Origin of the sequence: Agromyces sp. C10 (assembly GCF_023217995.1) — a bacterium.
GTDB classification, from domain to species: domain Bacteria; phylum Actinomycetota; class Actinomycetes; order Actinomycetales; family Microbacteriaceae; genus Agromyces; species Agromyces indicus.
This window is the reverse complement of the sequence record NZ_JALPSX010000005.1, coordinates 14,857-29,202: the sequence shown is the minus strand read 5'-3', so window position 1 is coordinate 29,202 and position 14,346 is coordinate 14,857. Positions and strand designations below refer to the sequence as shown.

General features: G+C 69.7%; 24 protein-coding genes. 23 read left to right on the top strand and 1 reads right to left on the bottom strand.

Annotated elements, in window-relative coordinates:
* Positions 1–2 precede the first annotated feature (2 nt).
* From rplD to map, 21 genes are all read left to right on the top strand, one after another.
* Positions 3–656, top strand: a complete 654-nt coding sequence (gene rplD, locus M1L56_RS06745) for a 50S ribosomal protein L4 (RefSeq protein ID WP_067948589.1) — start codon at positions 3–5, stop codon at positions 654–656.
* Positions 653–955: a 50S ribosomal protein L23 gene (rplW, locus tag M1L56_RS06740; protein WP_067948587.1), complete on the top strand. Its 303-nt coding sequence runs from the start codon at positions 653–655 to the stop codon at positions 953–955. The genes rplD and rplW overlap by 4 nt, the downstream gene beginning before the upstream one ends.
* 19 nt (positions 956–974) lie before the next feature.
* Positions 975–1,811 carry a 50S ribosomal protein L2 gene (gene rplB, locus M1L56_RS06735; protein ID WP_248598637.1) on the top strand — a complete coding sequence of 279 codons (837 nt, stop codon included), beginning with the start codon at positions 975–977 and terminating at the stop codon, positions 1,809–1,811.
* Positions 1,812–1,826: 15 nt separating this feature from the next.
* The gene (gene rpsS / locus M1L56_RS06730; RefSeq protein ID WP_067948583.1) at positions 1,827–2,108 is read left to right on the top strand and encodes a 30S ribosomal protein S19; all 282 of its coding nucleotides are present in this window, start codon (positions 1,827–1,829) and stop codon (positions 2,106–2,108) included.
* A gap of 25 nt (positions 2,109–2,133) precedes the next feature.
* On the top strand, positions 2,134–2,499 hold the full coding sequence (rplV, locus tag M1L56_RS06725; protein WP_067948581.1) for a 50S ribosomal protein L22: 366 nt from the start codon (positions 2,134–2,136) through the stop codon (positions 2,497–2,499).
* Positions 2,499–3,248 carry a 30S ribosomal protein S3 gene (gene rpsC / locus M1L56_RS06720; RefSeq protein ID WP_067948578.1) on the top strand — a complete coding sequence of 250 codons (750 nt, stop codon included), beginning with the start codon at positions 2,499–2,501 and terminating at the stop codon, positions 3,246–3,248. Before rplV ends, rpsC begins: the two co-directional genes overlap by 1 nt.
* A gap of 2 nt (positions 3,249–3,250) precedes the next feature.
* Positions 3,251–3,670, top strand: coding sequence for a 50S ribosomal protein L16 (rplP, locus tag M1L56_RS06715; RefSeq protein WP_067948577.1), 420 nt, complete (start codon positions 3,251–3,253; stop codon positions 3,668–3,670).
* Positions 3,670–3,993, top strand: a complete 324-nt coding sequence (gene rpmC / locus M1L56_RS06710) for a 50S ribosomal protein L29 (RefSeq protein WP_248598636.1) — start codon at positions 3,670–3,672, stop codon at positions 3,991–3,993. Before rplP ends, rpmC begins: the two co-directional genes overlap by 1 nt.
* Before the next feature lie 2 nt (positions 3,994–3,995).
* Positions 3,996–4,310: a 30S ribosomal protein S17 gene (gene rpsQ, locus M1L56_RS06705; RefSeq protein ID WP_067948573.1), complete on the top strand. Its 315-nt coding sequence runs from the start codon at positions 3,996–3,998 to the stop codon at positions 4,308–4,310.
* Between the two features lie 33 nt (positions 4,311–4,343).
* Positions 4,344–4,712, top strand: a complete 369-nt coding sequence (rplN, locus tag M1L56_RS06700) for a 50S ribosomal protein L14 (RefSeq protein ID WP_067948571.1) — start codon at positions 4,344–4,346, stop codon at positions 4,710–4,712.
* Between the two features lie 2 nt (positions 4,713–4,714).
* On the top strand, positions 4,715–5,074 hold the full coding sequence (rplX, locus tag M1L56_RS06695) for a 50S ribosomal protein L24 (RefSeq protein WP_067948569.1): 360 nt from the start codon (positions 4,715–4,717) through the stop codon (positions 5,072–5,074).
* Positions 5,074–5,664 (top strand): 50S ribosomal protein L5, encoded by a 591-nt coding sequence (rplE, locus tag M1L56_RS06690; protein ID WP_067948568.1) that lies wholly within the window; start codon positions 5,074–5,076, stop codon positions 5,662–5,664. The genes rplX and rplE overlap by 1 nt, the downstream gene beginning before the upstream one ends.
* 153 nt (positions 5,665–5,817) lie before the next feature.
* Entirely contained in the window at positions 5,818–6,216 is a 399-nt protein-coding gene (gene rpsH / locus M1L56_RS06685) for a 30S ribosomal protein S8 (protein WP_067948566.1), read from the top strand.
* Positions 6,217–6,220: 4 nt separating this feature from the next.
* Entirely contained in the window at positions 6,221–6,757 is a 537-nt protein-coding gene (rplF, locus tag M1L56_RS06680; RefSeq protein WP_067948564.1) for a 50S ribosomal protein L6, read from the top strand.
* 2 nt (positions 6,758–6,759) lie between these two features.
* Entirely contained in the window at positions 6,760–7,119 is a 360-nt protein-coding gene (rplR, locus tag M1L56_RS06675; RefSeq protein ID WP_067948563.1) for a 50S ribosomal protein L18, read from the top strand.
* Positions 7,116–7,811, top strand: a complete 696-nt coding sequence (gene rpsE / locus M1L56_RS06670; protein ID WP_067948561.1) for a 30S ribosomal protein S5 — start codon at positions 7,116–7,118, stop codon at positions 7,809–7,811. The genes rplR and rpsE overlap by 4 nt, the downstream gene beginning before the upstream one ends.
* Positions 7,811–7,996, top strand: coding sequence for a 50S ribosomal protein L30 (rpmD, locus tag M1L56_RS06665; RefSeq protein WP_067948559.1), 186 nt, complete (start codon positions 7,811–7,813; stop codon positions 7,994–7,996). Before rpsE ends, rpmD begins: the two co-directional genes overlap by 1 nt.
* Entirely contained in the window at positions 7,996–8,655 is a 660-nt protein-coding gene (gene rplO, locus M1L56_RS06660; protein ID WP_082847155.1) for a 50S ribosomal protein L15, read from the top strand. Before rpmD ends, rplO begins: the two co-directional genes overlap by 1 nt.
* A 115-nt stretch (positions 8,656–8,770) precedes the next feature.
* On the top strand, positions 8,771–10,093 hold the full coding sequence (secY, locus tag M1L56_RS06655) for a preprotein translocase subunit SecY (protein ID WP_067948556.1): 1,323 nt from the start codon (positions 8,771–8,773) through the stop codon (positions 10,091–10,093).
* Positions 10,090–10,725 carry an adenylate kinase gene (locus M1L56_RS06650; protein WP_067948554.1) on the top strand — a complete coding sequence of 212 codons (636 nt, stop codon included), beginning with the start codon at positions 10,090–10,092 and terminating at the stop codon, positions 10,723–10,725. Before secY ends, M1L56_RS06650 begins: the two co-directional genes overlap by 4 nt.
* Before the next feature lie 9 nt (positions 10,726–10,734).
* Complete coding sequence (gene map, locus M1L56_RS06645) at positions 10,735–11,562, top strand: type I methionyl aminopeptidase (protein ID WP_308198823.1); 828 nt, start codon at positions 10,735–10,737, stop codon at positions 11,560–11,562.
* A gap of 10 nt (positions 11,563–11,572) precedes the next feature.
* Here map and M1L56_RS06640 read toward each other — a convergent pair whose 3' ends face one another.
* The gene (locus M1L56_RS06640) at positions 11,573–13,447 is read right to left on the bottom strand and encodes a PTS sugar transporter subunit IIA (RefSeq protein ID WP_248598635.1); all 1,875 of its coding nucleotides are present in this window, start codon (positions 13,445–13,447) and stop codon (positions 11,573–11,575) included.
* 228 nt (positions 13,448–13,675) lie between these two features.
* Between M1L56_RS06640 and M1L56_RS06635 the strand changes: the two genes are divergently transcribed.
* Together M1L56_RS06635 and M1L56_RS06630 are read left to right on the top strand one after the other, a co-directional pair.
* Positions 13,676–13,984, top strand: a complete 309-nt coding sequence (locus M1L56_RS06635) for a hypothetical protein (protein ID WP_067948549.1) — start codon at positions 13,676–13,678, stop codon at positions 13,982–13,984.
* A gap of 91 nt (positions 13,985–14,075) precedes the next feature.
* Positions 14,076–14,342, top strand: coding sequence for an HPr family phosphocarrier protein (locus tag M1L56_RS06630; protein ID WP_067948547.1), 267 nt, complete (start codon positions 14,076–14,078; stop codon positions 14,340–14,342).
* Positions 14,343–14,346: the final 4 nt, after the last annotated feature.

Below are 14,346 nucleotides of genomic sequence, written 5' to 3'. Positions count from 1 at the left end.
CCATGGCCGCCCCCACCATCGACGTCCTCGACGTCACCGGTAAGAAGGCCGGTACGGCCGAGCTGCCCGCCGAGCTCTTCGACGCGCAGACGAACGTGCCGCTCATCCACCAGGTCGTCGTCGCCCAGCTCGCCGCCGCGCGCCAGGGCACGCACAAGACCAAGCGCCGCGGCGAGGTCTCCGGCGCCGGCCGCAAGCCCTTCAAGCAGAAGGGCACGGGCCGCGCCCGTCAGGGCTCGATCCGCGCGCCGCACATGACCGGCGGTGGCGTCGTCCACGGCCCGCAGCCGCGCGACTACTCGCAGCGCACCCCCAAGAAGATGATCGCCGCAGCCCTGCTCGGCGCCCTCTCCGACCGGGCCCGCGGCGGCCGCGTCCACGCGGTCACCTCGTTCGCGAGCGACACCCCCAAGACGAAGGACGCCGTGGCGCTCCTCGCCGGCATCTCGCCGTCGAAGCACCAGCTCGTCGTCCTCACCCGCGACGAGGAGCTGTCGGAGCGCGTCGTGCGCAACATCCCGACCGTGCACGTCCTGCCGGTCGACCAGCTGAACGCCTACGACGTGCTCGTCGCCGACGACATCGTCTTCAGCCAGGCCGCGCTCGAGGCGTTCATCGCCGCGAAGACGGCGAAGAAGGAAGAGGTCTCCGCATGAGCGCCGCGCACAACAAGGACCCGCGCGACATCATCATCGCGCCGGTCGTCTCTGAGAAGAGCTACAACCTGATCGACGAGGGCAAGTACACGTTCATCGTGGACCCCCGTGCGAACAAGACCGAGATCAAGCTCGCGATCGAGAAGATCTTCAACGTCCAGGTCGCCTCGATCAACACCCTGAACCGCCAGGGCAAGACGCGTCGCACGCGCTTCGGCATCGGCAAGCGCAAGGACACCAAGCGCGCGATCGTCACCCTCAAGTCCGGCTCGATCGACATCTTCACGGCTGTCGGCTAAGGAGCAGAGGAAACTCACTATGGCTATTCGCAAGTACAAGCCCACGACCCCGGGTCGTCGCGGTTCGTCGGTCGCCGACTTCGCCGAGATCACGCGCTCGACGCCCGAGAAGTCGCTGCTCCGCCCGCTGTCGAAGACCGGTGGCCGCAACAACCAGGGCCGCATCACCACCCGCCACATCGGCGGTGGCCACAAGCGCCAGTACCGCGTCATCGACTTCAAGCGCAACGACAAGGACGGCGTGCCGGCCAAGGTCGCTCACATCGAGTACGACCCCAACCGCACCGCGCGCATCGCGCTGCTCCACTTCGTGGACGGCACCAAGCGCTACATCCTCGCGCCGAACAAGCTGCAGCAGGGCGACCCGGTCGAGTCGGGCCCCGGCGCCGACATCAAGCCCGGCAACAACCTGCCGCTGCGCAACATCCCGACGGGTACCGTCGTGCACGCCATCGAGCTCCGCCCCGGCGGCGGCGCGAAGCTGGCGCGTTCGGCCGGTGCGTCGGTGCGCCTCGTGGCGAAGGACGGCCCCTACGCGCAGCTCCGCCTGCCGTCGGGCGAGATCCGCAACGTCGACGCGCGCTGCCGCGCGACCGTCGGCGAGGTCGGCAACGCCGAGCAGTCGAACATCAACTGGGGCAAGGCCGGCCGCAAGCGCTGGAAGGGCGTCCGCCCGACCGTCCGCGGTGTCGCGATGAACCCGATCGACCACCCGCACGGTGGTGGTGAGGGCAAGACCTCCGGTGGTCGTCACCCGGTGAGCCCGTGGGGCCAGCCCGAGGGCCGCACGCGTCGTCCCAACAAGGAGAGCGACAAGCTCATCGTCCGTCGTCGCACCGTCGGCAAGAAGCGCTAGTAGGAGTAAGAGAAGATGCCTCGCAGCCTCAAGAAGGGCCCCTTCGTCGACGAGCACCTGCTTCGCAAGGTCGCCGCGCAGAACGAAGCGGGTTCGAAGAACGTCATCAAGACGTGGTCGCGTCGCTCGATGATCGTCCCGGCCATGCTCGGCCACACGATCGCCGTGCACGACGGCCGCAAGCACATCCCGGTGTTCGTCACCGAGACCATGGTGGGTCACAAGCTCGGCGAGTTCGCGCCCACCCGCACCTTCCGTGGACACGTGAAGGACGACAAGAAGGGCCGCCGCCGCTGACGCGGTGGCGTGAAGGAGGAGAGAAATGGTGGAGTCGATCGCACGCGTGCGTCACATCCGCGTGACCCCCATGAAGGCCCGCCGCGTCGTCAACCTGATCCGCGGCAAGCAGGCACAGGAGGCCCTGGCCATCCTGAAGTTCGCCCCCCAGGGTGCGAGCGAGCCGGTGTACAAGCTCGTCGCCTCGGCCATCGCGAACGCTCGCGTCAAGGCCGATGCCACGAACACCCACCTGGACGAGCAGGACCTCTACGTCAAGCGCGCATTCGTCGACGAGGGCACCACCCTCAAGCGATTCCAGCCGCGCGCGCAGGGTCGTGCCTTCCGCATCAACAAGCGCACGAGCCACATCACCGTCGTGCTCGGCACGCCCGAGGAGGGTACGAAGTAATGGGTCAGAAGGTCAACCCGTACGGCTTCCGTCTCGGCATCACCACCGACCACGTGTCGCGGTGGTTCTCCGACTCGACGAAGCCCGGTCAGCGCTACGCCGACTACCTCGCCGAGGATGTCAAGATCCGTCGCCTGCTCCAGACGTCGCTCGACCGCGCCGGTGTCTCGCGCATCGAGATCGAGCGCACCCGCGACCGCGTCCGCGTGGACATCCACACGGCGCGTCCCGGCATCGTGATCGGCCGCCGCGGCGCCGAGGCCGAGCGCATCCGCGCCGACCTCGAGAAGCTCACCGGCAAGCAGATCCAGCTCAACATCCTCGAGGTGAAGAACCCCGAGGCCGACGCCCAGCTCGTCGCGCAGGGCATCGCCGAGCAGCTCTCCGCCCGCGTGGCCTTCCGCCGCGCGATGCGCAAGGGCCTGCAGGGCGCGCAGCGCGCCGGCGCCAAGGGCGTCCGGATCCAGGTGTCGGGCCGCCTCGGCGGTGCCGAGATGAGCCGGTCGGAGTTCTACCGCGAGGGTCGCGTGCCGCTGCACACGCTCCGCGCGAACATCGACTACGGCTTCTACGAGGCCAAGACCACCTTCGGCCGCATCGGCGTGAAGGTCTGGATCTACAAGGGCGACATCACCAACAAGGAACTCGCCCGCGAGCAGGCCTCCCAGAAGCCGTCGCGCGAGCGCAGTGACCGTCCCCGTCGTGCGCCCCGTTCGCAGGAGCCGGCGGCCGCAGGAGTTGAGGCATAACCATGTTGATTCCCCGTCGAGTCAAGTACCGCAAGCAGCACCACCCCGGCCGTTCGGGCCAGGCCACCGGCGGCACGAAGGTCACCTTCGGCGAGTTCGGCATCCAGGCCCTGAGCCCCGCCTACGTGACGAACCGTCAGATCGAGTCCGCTCGTATCGCCATGACGCGTCACATCAAGCGAGGCGGCAAGGTGTGGATCAACATCTACCCCGACCGTCCGCTCACGAAGAAGCCGGCCGAGACCCGCATGGGTTCCGGTAAGGGTTCGCCCGAGTGGTGGGTCGCCAACGTCAAGCCGGGTCGCGTCCTCTTCGAGGTCTCGGGCGTCTCCGAGGAACTCGCTCGCGAGGCCCTGACCCGTGCCATCCACAAGCTGCCCCTCAAGGCACGCATCATCAAGCGCGAGGAGGGCGACGCATAATGGCCGTCGGATCCAAGGAGCTCGCTGTCGTCGAGCTCGACACCTTCGAGGACGAGCGTCTCGTCGACGAGCTCAAGAAGGCCAAGGAGGAGCTGTTCAACCTCCGCTTCCAGGCCGCCACCGGACAGCTCGAGAGCCACGGCCGCCTGCGTGCCGTGAAGCGCGACATCGCTCGCATCTACACGATCATCCGTGAGCGCGAGCTCGGCATCCGTGCGACGCCGGCTCCGGTCGAGGCGCCCGCCGCCCCGGCCAAGAAGACCAAGAAGGCCAAGGCCGAGGCGGATGCCACGGCTGAGGCCGCAGAGACGAAGGAGGCCTAGTCATGGCAACCGCCAAGGAGACGAAGGGCCACGAGTCGGCCGAGCACGACGTCAAGGACGCCGACGCCCGCGGCTACCGCAAGGTCCGCCGTGGCTACGTCGTCAGCGACAAGATGGAGAAGACCATCGTCGTCGAGGTCGAGGACCGCGTGAAGCACCCGCTGTACGGCAAGGTCATCCGCCGTACCTCGAAGGTCAAGGCGCACGACGAGCAGAACACCGCCGGCATCGGCGACCTCGTCGTGATCTCCGAGACCCGCCCGCTCAGCGCCACCAAGCGGTGGCGCCTCGTCGAGATCGTCGAGAAGGCCAAGTAAGCCCCAGGGCTTGCCTCTCAGAAGGAGTACGAAGTGATTCAGCAGGAATCCCGGCTCAAGGTCGCCGACAACACGGGTGCCAAGGAGCTGCTCACCATCCGCGTGCTCGGTGGCTCCAGCCGCCGCTACGCGGGCCTCGGCGACGTCATCGTCGCCACCGTCAAGGACGCGATCCCTGGCGGCAACGTGAAGAAGGGCGACGTGGTCAAGGCCGTCGTCGTCCGCACCGTGAAGGAGACCCGTCGTCCCGACGGCTCCTACATCAAGTTCGACGAGAACGCCGCGGTGATCCTCAAGAACGACGGTGACCCCCGTGGCACCCGCATCTTCGGGCCGGTCGGCCGGGAGCTCCGCGACAAGAAGTTCATGAAGATCATCTCGCTGGCGCCGGAGGTGCTGTAACCATGGCGAAGATCAAGAAGGGCGACCTCGTCCAGGTCATCTCGGGCCGCAGCCAGGCTCGCGGCGGAGACCGCGGCAAGCAGGGCAAGGTCATCGAGGTGCTCGTCGACCAGAACCGCGTCGTCGTCGAGGGCGTGAACTACGTCACCAAGCACGTGCGCGTCGGCCAGACGCAGCGCGGCACGAAGACCGGCGGCATCGAGACCCACGAGGCTCCGATCCACGTGTCGAACGTCGCGCTCGTCGACCCCGAGACGAAGAAGCCGACCCGCGTCGGCTTCCGCAACGAGACCGTGACGAAGGACGGCGTCGAGAAGACCGTCCGCGTCCGCTACGCGAAGAAGTCAGGTAAGGACCTGTAATGACCGACACCGCAACTGCCGCGCCGGCTGGCAAGATCCAGCCGCGCCTCAAGCAGAAGTACCAGACCGAGATCACGAAGTCGCTGACCGAGGCGAACGGCTACGCCAACCCGCACCAGGTCCCCGGCCTCGTGAAGATCGTCGTGAACATGGGCGTCGGCGAGGCGGCCCGTGACGGCAAGGTCATCGACGGCGCCATCGCCGACCTGACCCGCATCACCGGTCAGAAGCCGCAGGTCACCAAGGCCCGCAAGTCGATCGCCCAGTTCAAGCTCCGCGAGGGTCAGCCCATCGGCGCCCACGTGACGCTGCGCGGCGACCGCATGTGGGAGTTCCTCGACCGCCTGCTCTCGCTCGCGCTGCCCCGTATCCGCGACTTCCGCGGGCTCTCGGACGCGCAGTTCGACGGCAACGGCAACTACACCTTCGGTCTCACGGAGCAGTCCGTGTTCCACGAGATCGACCAGGACAAGATCGACCGCGTCCGCGGCATGGACATCACCGTGGTGACCACTGCCAAGACCGACGACGAGGGTCGTGCGCTGCTCAGGGCGCTCGGCTTCCCGTTCAAGTCGACCGACAACGCGTAGTAGACTCTACGAGTTTGTGCCCGCTGGCCGGGCCTCACCCGAGGTCCGGCCGGCTCCGGCATCCGGCGGTTCGCAACCGCGTCCCGCCACCACCACAGGTCAGTCCCCGTGTAACGGGTCCTGAAACCTGGTGAACGTTAGGAAACATCCGTCATGACGATGACCGACCCGGTCGCTGACATGTTGACGCGCCTGCGCAACGCGAACTCGGCGCACCACGACTCCGTGTCGATGCCCCACTCCAAGCTGAAGGCGCACATCGCGGAGATCCTCAAGAGCGAGGGCTACATCGCCGGCTTCGAGGTCACCGACGCGCGCGTGGGCAAGACGCTCACGCTGCAGCTCAAGTTCGGCCCGAACCGCGAGCGTTCGATCGCGGGCATCAAGCGCGTGTCGAAGCCCGGCCTCCGCGTCTACGCCAAGTCGACCGAGATCCCCAAGGTGCTCGGCGGCCTCGGCGTCGCGATCCTGTCCACTTCCAGCGGTCTGCTCACCGACCGCCAGGCCGAGAAGAAGGGCGTGGGTGGGGAAGTCCTCGCCTACGTGTGGTAGTTCCATGTCACGAATCGGACGACTCCCCATCGACATCCCCGCCGGTGTCGACGTGAAGGTCGACGGCCGCGCCGTCACCGTGAAGGGCCCCAAGGGCGAGCTCGCGCTCACCGTGGCGCAGCCCATCGAGGTCAAGGTCGAGGAGAACCAGGTCCTCGTCACCCGCCCCGACGACGAGCGCGACTCGCGTTCGCTGCACGGCCTCACGCGCACCCTCATCGCGAACAACATCATCGGCGTCACCCAGGGCTACTCCAAGGGCCTCGAGATCGTCGGCACCGGATACCGCGTCGCCCAGAAGGGCTCCTCGGTCGAGTTCGCGCTCGGCTTCTCGCACCCGGTCACCGTCGAGCCGCCGGTCGGCATCACCCTGACGGTCGAGGGCAACAACAAGATCACCGTCTCGGGCATCGACAAGCAGGCCGTCGGCGAGACCGCCGCCAACATCCGCAAGATCAAGAAGCCCGAGCCCTACAAGGGCAAGGGCATCCGCTACGCCGGCGAGGTCGTGCGTCGCAAGGCCGGAAAGGCTGGTAAGTAATCATGGCCGTCAAGAGCAAGTCGGCTGCGCGTTCGCGCCGCCACACCCGGCTTCGCAAGAAGATCGTCGGTACCGAGCTGCGCCCGCGTCTCGTGGTGACGCGCTCGGCCCGCCACGTCTTCGTGCAGGTCGTCGACGACAGCAAGGGCCACACCGTGGCATCCGCCTCGACCATGGAGGCCGACCTCCGCGCGTTCGACGGTGACAAGACCGCCAAGGCCAAGAAGGTCGGCGAGCTCGTCGCCGAGCGGGCCAAGCAGGCGGGCATCGAGTCGGTCGTGTTCGACCGCGGCGGCAACAAGTACGCCGGTCGTGTCGCAGCGATCGCCGACGGAGCGCGAGAGGCAGGGCTGAACCTGTGAGCGAGAACACTGTGAAGGAGACCGAGGTGACCGCAGAGGCACCCGTCGAGACGGCAGCTTCCTCGGAGCCGCAGCGCAACGAGCGCGAGGGCCGTCGTGGCGGCCGCGACCGCGGCCAGGGCCGTGACCGTCGCGACCGCGACGCCGAGAAGAGCCAGTTCCTCGAGCGCGTCGTCACCATCAACCGCGTGTCGAAGGTCGTCAAGGGCGGCCGCCGCTTCAGCTTCACGGCGCTCGTCGTCGTGGGCGACGGCAACGGCCTCGTGGGCGTCGGCTACGGCAAGGCCCGCGAGGTGCCGACCGCGATCTCGAAGGGCGTCGAGGAGGCGAAGAAGAACTTCTTCCGCGTTCCCCGCGTCGGTTCGTCCATCCCGCACCCGGTGCAGGGCGAGGCGGCCGCCGGTGTCGTCCTCCTGCGTCCGGCCGGCCCCGGTACCGGTGTCATCGCCGGTGGTCCGGTCCGCGCCGTGCTCGAGTGCGCGGGCATCCACGACGTGCTGAGCAAGTCGCTCGGTTCGTCGAACACCATCAACATCGTGCACGCCACGGTCGAGGCGCTGAAGCAGCTCGAAGAGCCCCGCGCCGTCGCCGCCCGTCGTGGTCTCGACTACGACGAGGTCGCCCCGGCCCGTCTGCTGCGTGCCGAGGCCCAGGCGGCCGAGGCCGCCGCAGCAGCGAAGGCAGGTGCCTGATGGCCAAGCAGCTCAAGGTGACCCAGATCAAGTCCAAGGTGAGCGAGAAGCAGTACCAGCGCGACACGCTCCGCAGCCTCGGACTGAAGCGCATCGGCGACTCCGTCGTCCGCGAGGACACGCCGCAGAACCGCGGTTACGTGAAGACGGTCGCCCACCTCGTGAAGGTTGAGGAGATCGACTAATGGCCGACGACAAGAAGGCAACCGAGGAGACCCCGAAGAAGGCTCCCGCGAAGAAGGCGCCGGCCAAGGCCGCCGCTGAGAAGAAGGCTCCGGCCAAGGCCGCCGAGAAGAAGGCCCCGGCCAAGTCCGCCAAGGCGGACGACACCGCGGCCGAGAAGGCTCCGGCGAAGAAGGCCCCGGCGAAGAAGGCCGCCCCCAAGGCCGCCGACGACGCCGTGCGCGAGCCCGTGCTGAAGGTGCACCACCTGCGCCCGGCACCCGGTGCCAAGAAGGACAAGACCCGCGTCGGACGCGGTGAGGGTTCGAAGGGCAAGACCGCCGGTCGCGGCACGAAGGGCTCGAAGGCCCGCAACAACATCCGCCCCGGCTTCGAGGGCGGGCAGCTTCCGTACCACATGCGTGCGCCGAAGCTGCGCGGCTTCAAGAACCCGTTCCGGGTCGAGTACCAGGTGGTCAACCTGGAGAAGCTGGCCGAGCTCTACCCCAAGGGCGGCGACGTCACCGTCGACGACCTGGTGGCCAAGGGTGCCGTCCGCAAGAACGAGCGCGTCAAGGTGCTCGGCAACGGCGACATCCAGGTGAAGCTCAACGTCGCGGTCGACAAGGTCTCCGGCTCCGCCGAGCAGAAGATCGTCGCCGCCGGCGGTTCGGTCAAGTAAGCCGCTGCACCACAACGAGTTCGGGCCTGTCGGGACCTCGCGTATGATTCACGGGGGTCTCGACAGGCTCGAGCCGCATAACGACTGACTCCACGACGGAGCAACAGGAGGACGAGTGTTCAACGCCATCGGGCGGATCTTCCGCACCCCCGACCTTCGCCGGAAGATCGGGTTCACGCTGGGCATCATCGCCCTGTTCCGACTCGGCTCGTTCATCCCCGCGCCGTTCGTGGACTTCGCGAACGTCCAGCAGTGCCTGGCGGCGAACCAGGGGGCCTCGGGCCTCTACGAGCTCGTCAACCTCTTCTCCGGCGGCGCGCTCCTCCAGCTGTCGATCTTCGCGCTCGGCATCATGCCGTACATCACGGCGTCGATCATCACGCAGCTGCTCCGCGTGGTCATCCCGCACTTCGAGACCCTCTACAAGGAGGGCCAGGCCGGCCAGGCCAAGCTCACGCAGTACACGCGCTACCTCACGATCGCGCTCGGCGTCCTCCAGTCGACCACGCTGATCACGGTCGCACGCTCGGGTGCGCTGTTCCCGGCGAACTCCGACCCCGCGTGCACGCAGCTCATCACCAACGACGCCTGGTACGCGATCCTCCTCATGGTCATCACCATGACCGCCGGCACCGGCCTCATCATGTGGCTCGGCGAGCTCGTCACGGAGCGCGGCATCGGCAACGGCATGTCGCTGCTCATCTTCGTCTCGATCGCCGCCACGTTCCCCGGCTCGCTGTGGGGCATCGCCGTCTCGCGCGGCTTCGACACGTTCGCGGTCGTGCTGGCCATCGGCCTCGTCATCGTCCTCGCGGTCGTCTTCGTCGAGCAGTCGCAGCGCCGCATCCCGGTGCAGTACGCCAAGCGCATGGTCGGTCGCCGCACCTACGGCGGCAACAACACCTACATCCCGATCAAGGTGAACATGGCCGGCGTCGTGCCCGTCATCTTCGCCTCGTCGCTGCTGTACCTGCCGGCGCTCATCGCGCAGTTCAACCAGCCCGCCGCCGGCGAGGAGCCGCAGCCCTGGGTCGTGTGGGTCACGAACAACCTCACGCAGGGCTCCAGCCCGCTGTACATGCTCGTGTACTTCCTGCTCATCGTCGGCTTCACGTACTTCTACGTCGCGATCACGTTCAACCCCGACGAGGTCGCCGAGAACATGAAGAAGTACGGCGGCTTCATCCCCGGCATCCGTGCCGGGCGCCCGACGGCCGAGTACCTCGACTACGTGCTCACCCGAGTGACCCTGCCGGGTTCGCTCTACCTCGGTCTCGTGGCGCTCATCCCGCTGATCGCGTTCGCGGTCGTCGGCGCCGACCAGAACTTCCCCTTCGGCGGCGCGTCGATCCTCATCATCGTGGGTGTCGGCCTCGAGACCGTGAAGCAGATCGACGCACAGCTCCAGCAGCGCCACTACGAAGGACTCCTCCGATGACGCACCCCGCACCCTCCGCCCGCTTCCTGATCGTCGGCCCGCAGGGGTCCGGCAAGGGCACGCAGGGCGTGCTCGTGGCCGAGGCCTTCGACGTGCCGCAGGTCGCGACCGGCGACATCTTCCGCGAGAACGTCAAGGGCGGCACCGAGCTCGGCAAGCAGGTCCAGGCGATCATCGAGGCGGGCGACCTCGTCCCCGACGAGCTCACGAGCGAACTCGTGCGCGACCGCCTGGCCCAGCCGGACGCCGCGGGCGGCTTCGTGCTCGACGGCTACCCGCGCAACCGCGGCCAGGTCGCGCACCTCGACGAGTTCCTCGCCGGCCGCGGCGAGGCGCTCGACGCGGTGATCGAGCTCGTGGTGCCCCGCGACGAGAGCATCGCGCGTCTGCGCCAGCGCGCCCTCGACCAGGGCCGCACGGATGACACGGAGGAGGTCATCGCGAACCGCCTCGCCATCTACGAGCGCGAGACCGCTCCGATCCTCGACGTGTACCGCGAGCGCGACCTCGTGCTCCGCATCGACGGCGTCGGCACGCTCGACGACGTCACCGGCCGGATCTTCGACGCGCTCGCCGAGCGCGGCCTGGTGCCGAACGGCGACGGCGCCGCCGCCGCCACCGGCGCGGCCTAGCCCGAGCGCGTGTTCCGCCGCCACCCGCTGAAGTCGCCCGCCGAGCTGCGCGCGATGATCCCGGCGGGCGAGGCGACCGCGGCCGCCCTCGCGCTCGTGCGCGAACGGCTCGCCGTCGGCGCGACCCCGCTCGAGCTCGACGCGGCCGCCGAGGCGCTCATCCGCGAGCGCGGCGGCCGCCCGAACTTCGCGCTGGTCCCCGGCTACGGCCACACGCTGTGCGTGTCGGTCGGCAGCGACGTGGTCCACGGCATCCCCGGCGACCGGGCGCTCGCCCCGGGCGACCTCGTCTCGGTCGACGGCGGTGCCGAGATCGACGGATGGAACGGCGACGCCGCCTTCACAGTGGTCCTGCCCGATCCCGGGCGACCCGAGGTCGTCCGGGCCCGTCAGGCACTCGCCGACGCGACCGAGCGGGCGCTCTGGGCGGGCATCGCGCGCCTCGCGACGGCTCGTCACCTCAACGAGGTCGGCGAGGCGATCGAGGCCTCGGTCGAGGCATCCGGCCCCTACTCGATCATCGAGGGGTACGGCGGCCACGGCATCGGGCGCGAGATGCACGAGGAGCCCACGGTCTACAACCACGCCGTGCGCGGACGGGGGCCGCGCGTGCAGCCCGGCCTCGTCGTCGCCATCGAGCCGATGGTCGTCGCCGGTGGGCCCGACACGTTCGTCCGCGACGACGGGTGGACCGTGGCGACGTCGGACGGGGCCGATGGCGCCCACTTCGAGCACAGCGTGGCGGTGCACCGCGACGGCATCTGGGTGCTGACGGCGCCCGACGGCGGCGCTGCGGGGCTCGCGCCGTTCGGCGTGGCGCCCGTGCCGATCCCCTGAGCGCGCGGCCTCAGGGGGCCATGAGCACGGACAGCTCGGCGAGCAATCCGGGGTAGTCGACCGCGCCGCGCACCAGCCGGCGCACGTTCTCGGGGTCGGAGAAGGCCTCGACGAACTGGTCGAACACGGCCTGGAACTCGGCCCGGCCCGACTCCGCGAACGCGATGAGTGCCACCACGTGCACCTCGGCCTCGCCCCACGCGATCGGGCGCTCGTCGATGGCGATGGCGATGGCGCTGCGTTCCGCCGTCATCGTCATCGCGTGCGGCACGGCGAGCAGGTCGGTGAACGCGGTCGACGACATGCGCTCCCGCTCGAGCACCCCCTCGAGGTAGGCGTCGTCGATGACGCCCGCCGCGAGCAGCCGGTCGCCGAGCAGGCGGATGACCTCCTCGCGCCCGCGTCCGCCGACCCCGCGCACGAACAGGTCGGGGCCGATGGTCCTCGTGAGCGTCGACGCCAGGCGCGCACGGCGTCGCCCGCGGCGGATCCGCGCGAGCTCCTGCCGCACGCGCTCGACGTCGTCGGCGGTCGGGAAGGGTGCGACGGTGACGACGCCGGGCTGCGGCACGCGCGGCGGGAGGACCGACACGACGAGGTCGGCGTCGTCGCCGGATGCCGCCGGCCCCTCGAGCGGCACGGCGCCGCCGACGAGGAGCTCGACGTCGTCGTCCAGCCCGGCGCGCAGTCGCTCGAGCAGGAGGTCCCGGGCGTCGTGGTACTCCGGCGCGACCACCGCGACGCGCACGGCGTCGCCGCGCGACCGCGTCCGCTCGAGCGCGGCGCCGAGGTGCATCGCGAGGTAGGCGATCTCGTCGTCGTTCACCGTGATGCCCTCGAGTCGCCCGAGCTCCGCGGCCAGGTAGACGGCGAGGTCGTAGATCAGCGGGTAGGCGGCCTTGATCGAGGCGGTGAGCGGATTGCGCGAGTAGCTCTGCTCGGCGGCGCGCGCCGCGAGGTTGTCGACGTGCAGCGCGAGGCGCTCGAGGAACTCGTCGTCGCCGAGGTCGACGAGCCACTCCTGCGAGATCCGGCCCACGATGCCCCGGATGACGTCGATGCGGGCGGGACCGTCGCGTCGGGTGGCCGCCCGCGTGCCGATGAGCCGCGCGAGGTGCGCCAGTTCGGCGGGCGGCAGGTGGACGTCGAACTCGTCGCGGACCAGTTCGTCGACGAGGGTCACGAGGGCGTCGGCGGGGGAGCCGGCCGCCGTGCCCTCGTCGCGTTCGAGGGTTCGGTCGTGCGACACGCGGTCGACCGCGATCGCGACGTGCAGCAGCACGTCGTCGAGCGCGTACTCGTTGGGCGCCCATCCGGCGGCGCGCAGGCCGTCGAGCAGCCCGCGACGGAATCCCTCGACCGGCGGGAACCCGGCGCGGAGCGTCGCGAGGTCGCGGATGCCGCGCCGGCCCTCCTCGCGGACCAGCGCGCCGACGAGCCGCCGCATCGCCGTCTCCGGCCCGCGCAGCCGGACGACGCTGCCCTCGCGCTCGAGTGCGAGTCCCGTGCCGCGGAGCCGCGCCCGGACCCGTCCGAGGTCGGACTCGAGCGTCGACTCGCTCACGTGCAGCCGCTCGGCGGCGTCGAAGACGTCGAGGCCGTCCGGCGCGTCGACGAGGTCGCGGATGAGTCGGGCGCGACGCCCCTCGGGTCCCGCGTCGGCGGCGTCCCCGGTTCGCTGCGCGCGCCGTGCCCAGGCCGTGCGGTCGAGTCGATACCCGTCCGGGCCCGAGTCGACGACGGGCTCGCCGCCCGCGTTCGCCTGCGCCGCGTACGTGCGCACCGTCCGCGTCGTCACGCCGAGCCGGTCGGCGAGGCGCGCAGCGGTGACCCAGTCGTCGTGGTCGGCGAGCACCTCGACGAGGCGCTCCCACTTCTCCGGCACGTCGACTCGCTTCCGATCGGGACTCCGCCGTGCCGCGCGCTCGCGGGGCGGTCCAGCCAGTCAACCACCACCGGCACGCCCGGGGCAGCGGATGCCGCAGAACTTCCGGGGGTGCGGAAGCAGGTCTGGTGGCAGCGGTCCGGGGTGGGCGAGCAGACTCGGGATGTTCGCGGCATCCGCCGTGACCGATCGAAGAGGACCGGGCGAAGCCGGGCGAGGAGGCAGGCGATGCGGATCGTCGTCGTGTGCGGAGCGGGTGCGTCGAGCACCTTCGCCGCACTGCGCATCCGCCGGGCCGCCGAGGCGCGCGGCATCGACGTCGAGGTGCGCGCCGCGGGGGAGCAGACCCTCGCCGCCGAGCTCGCCGACGCCGACGCCCTGCTCGTGGGGACGCACCTCGCCGAGCGACTGGGTGCCCTCGAGCAGCAGGCCGCCGCGGCATCCGTGCCCGTCGCCGTGCTGCCCGGCGAGACCCGAGCGCTCGACGGCGACGCCGCGCTCGACCTCGCGATCGCGATCACGGGAGCCCGATCGTGAACGCCCCCACGCCGCGCAACCCCGTTCCCTGCGCGGACACCCGGGTCTATGGTGAAGTCGGGAACGGACGCCAGCGACGGAGGCCTGCAACATGGTGGAACGCACTGTTCGAGTCGGATCGAGCCACGGACTGCACGCCAGGCCGGCGAAGCTGTTCACCCAGGCCGCCGCGTCGTCGGGATCGACGGTCACCATCGCGAAAGCCGGTGGCACTCCCGTCAACGCGGCGAGCATCCTCGCCGTCATCGCGCAGGGCATCGACCACGGCGACGAGGTCACCGTGGCGGTCGACGGGGGCGACGAGCAGCGCGTGCTCGACGAGCTCGTCGAGCTGCTCAGCACCGATCACGACGAGTAGCTCG

What these genes read in the sequence shown, in the direction of transcription:
- rpmC (WP_248598636.1), top strand. Translation starts at nt 3,670, where the DNA reads ATGGCCGTCGGATCCAAGGAGCTCGCTGTCGTCGAGCTCGACACCTTC.
- M1L56_RS06635 (WP_067948549.1), top strand. Translation starts at nt 13,676, where the DNA reads ATGCGGATCGTCGTCGTGTGCGGAGCGGGTGCGTCGAGCACCTTCGCC.
- rplF (WP_067948564.1), top strand. Translation starts at nt 6,221, where the DNA reads ATGTCACGAATCGGACGACTCCCCATCGACATCCCCGCCGGTGTCGAC.
- M1L56_RS06630 (WP_067948547.1), top strand. Translation starts at nt 14,076, where the DNA reads ATGGTGGAACGCACTGTTCGAGTCGGATCGAGCCACGGACTGCACGCC.
- rplR (WP_067948563.1), top strand. Translation starts at nt 6,760, where the DNA reads ATGGCCGTCAAGAGCAAGTCGGCTGCGCGTTCGCGCCGCCACACCCGG.
- rplX (WP_067948569.1), top strand. Translation starts at nt 4,715, where the DNA reads ATGGCGAAGATCAAGAAGGGCGACCTCGTCCAGGTCATCTCGGGCCGC.
- M1L56_RS06650 (WP_067948554.1), top strand. Translation starts at nt 10,090, where the DNA reads ATGACGCACCCCGCACCCTCCGCCCGCTTCCTGATCGTCGGCCCGCAG.
- rplB (WP_248598637.1), top strand. Translation starts at nt 975, where the DNA reads ATGGCTATTCGCAAGTACAAGCCCACGACCCCGGGTCGTCGCGGTTCG.
- rpmD (WP_067948559.1), top strand. Translation starts at nt 7,811, where the DNA reads ATGGCCAAGCAGCTCAAGGTGACCCAGATCAAGTCCAAGGTGAGCGAG.
- rplV (WP_067948581.1), top strand. Translation starts at nt 2,134, where the DNA reads ATGGTGGAGTCGATCGCACGCGTGCGTCACATCCGCGTGACCCCCATG.
- rplO (WP_082847155.1), top strand. Translation starts at nt 7,996, where the DNA reads ATGGCCGACGACAAGAAGGCAACCGAGGAGACCCCGAAGAAGGCTCCC.
- rpsC (WP_067948578.1), top strand. Translation starts at nt 2,499, where the DNA reads ATGGGTCAGAAGGTCAACCCGTACGGCTTCCGTCTCGGCATCACCACC.
- rpsQ (WP_067948573.1), top strand. Translation starts at nt 3,996, where the DNA reads ATGGCAACCGCCAAGGAGACGAAGGGCCACGAGTCGGCCGAGCACGAC.
- rplE (WP_067948568.1), top strand. Translation starts at nt 5,074, where the DNA reads ATGACCGACACCGCAACTGCCGCGCCGGCTGGCAAGATCCAGCCGCGC.
- rpsH (WP_067948566.1), top strand. Translation starts at nt 5,818, where the DNA reads ATGACGATGACCGACCCGGTCGCTGACATGTTGACGCGCCTGCGCAAC.
- rpsS (WP_067948583.1), top strand. Translation starts at nt 1,827, where the DNA reads ATGCCTCGCAGCCTCAAGAAGGGCCCCTTCGTCGACGAGCACCTGCTT.
- rplP (WP_067948577.1), top strand. Translation starts at nt 3,251, where the DNA reads ATGTTGATTCCCCGTCGAGTCAAGTACCGCAAGCAGCACCACCCCGGC.
- rplW (WP_067948587.1), top strand. Translation starts at nt 653, where the DNA reads ATGAGCGCCGCGCACAACAAGGACCCGCGCGACATCATCATCGCGCCG.
- rplD (WP_067948589.1), top strand. Translation starts at nt 3, where the DNA reads ATGGCCGCCCCCACCATCGACGTCCTCGACGTCACCGGTAAGAAGGCC.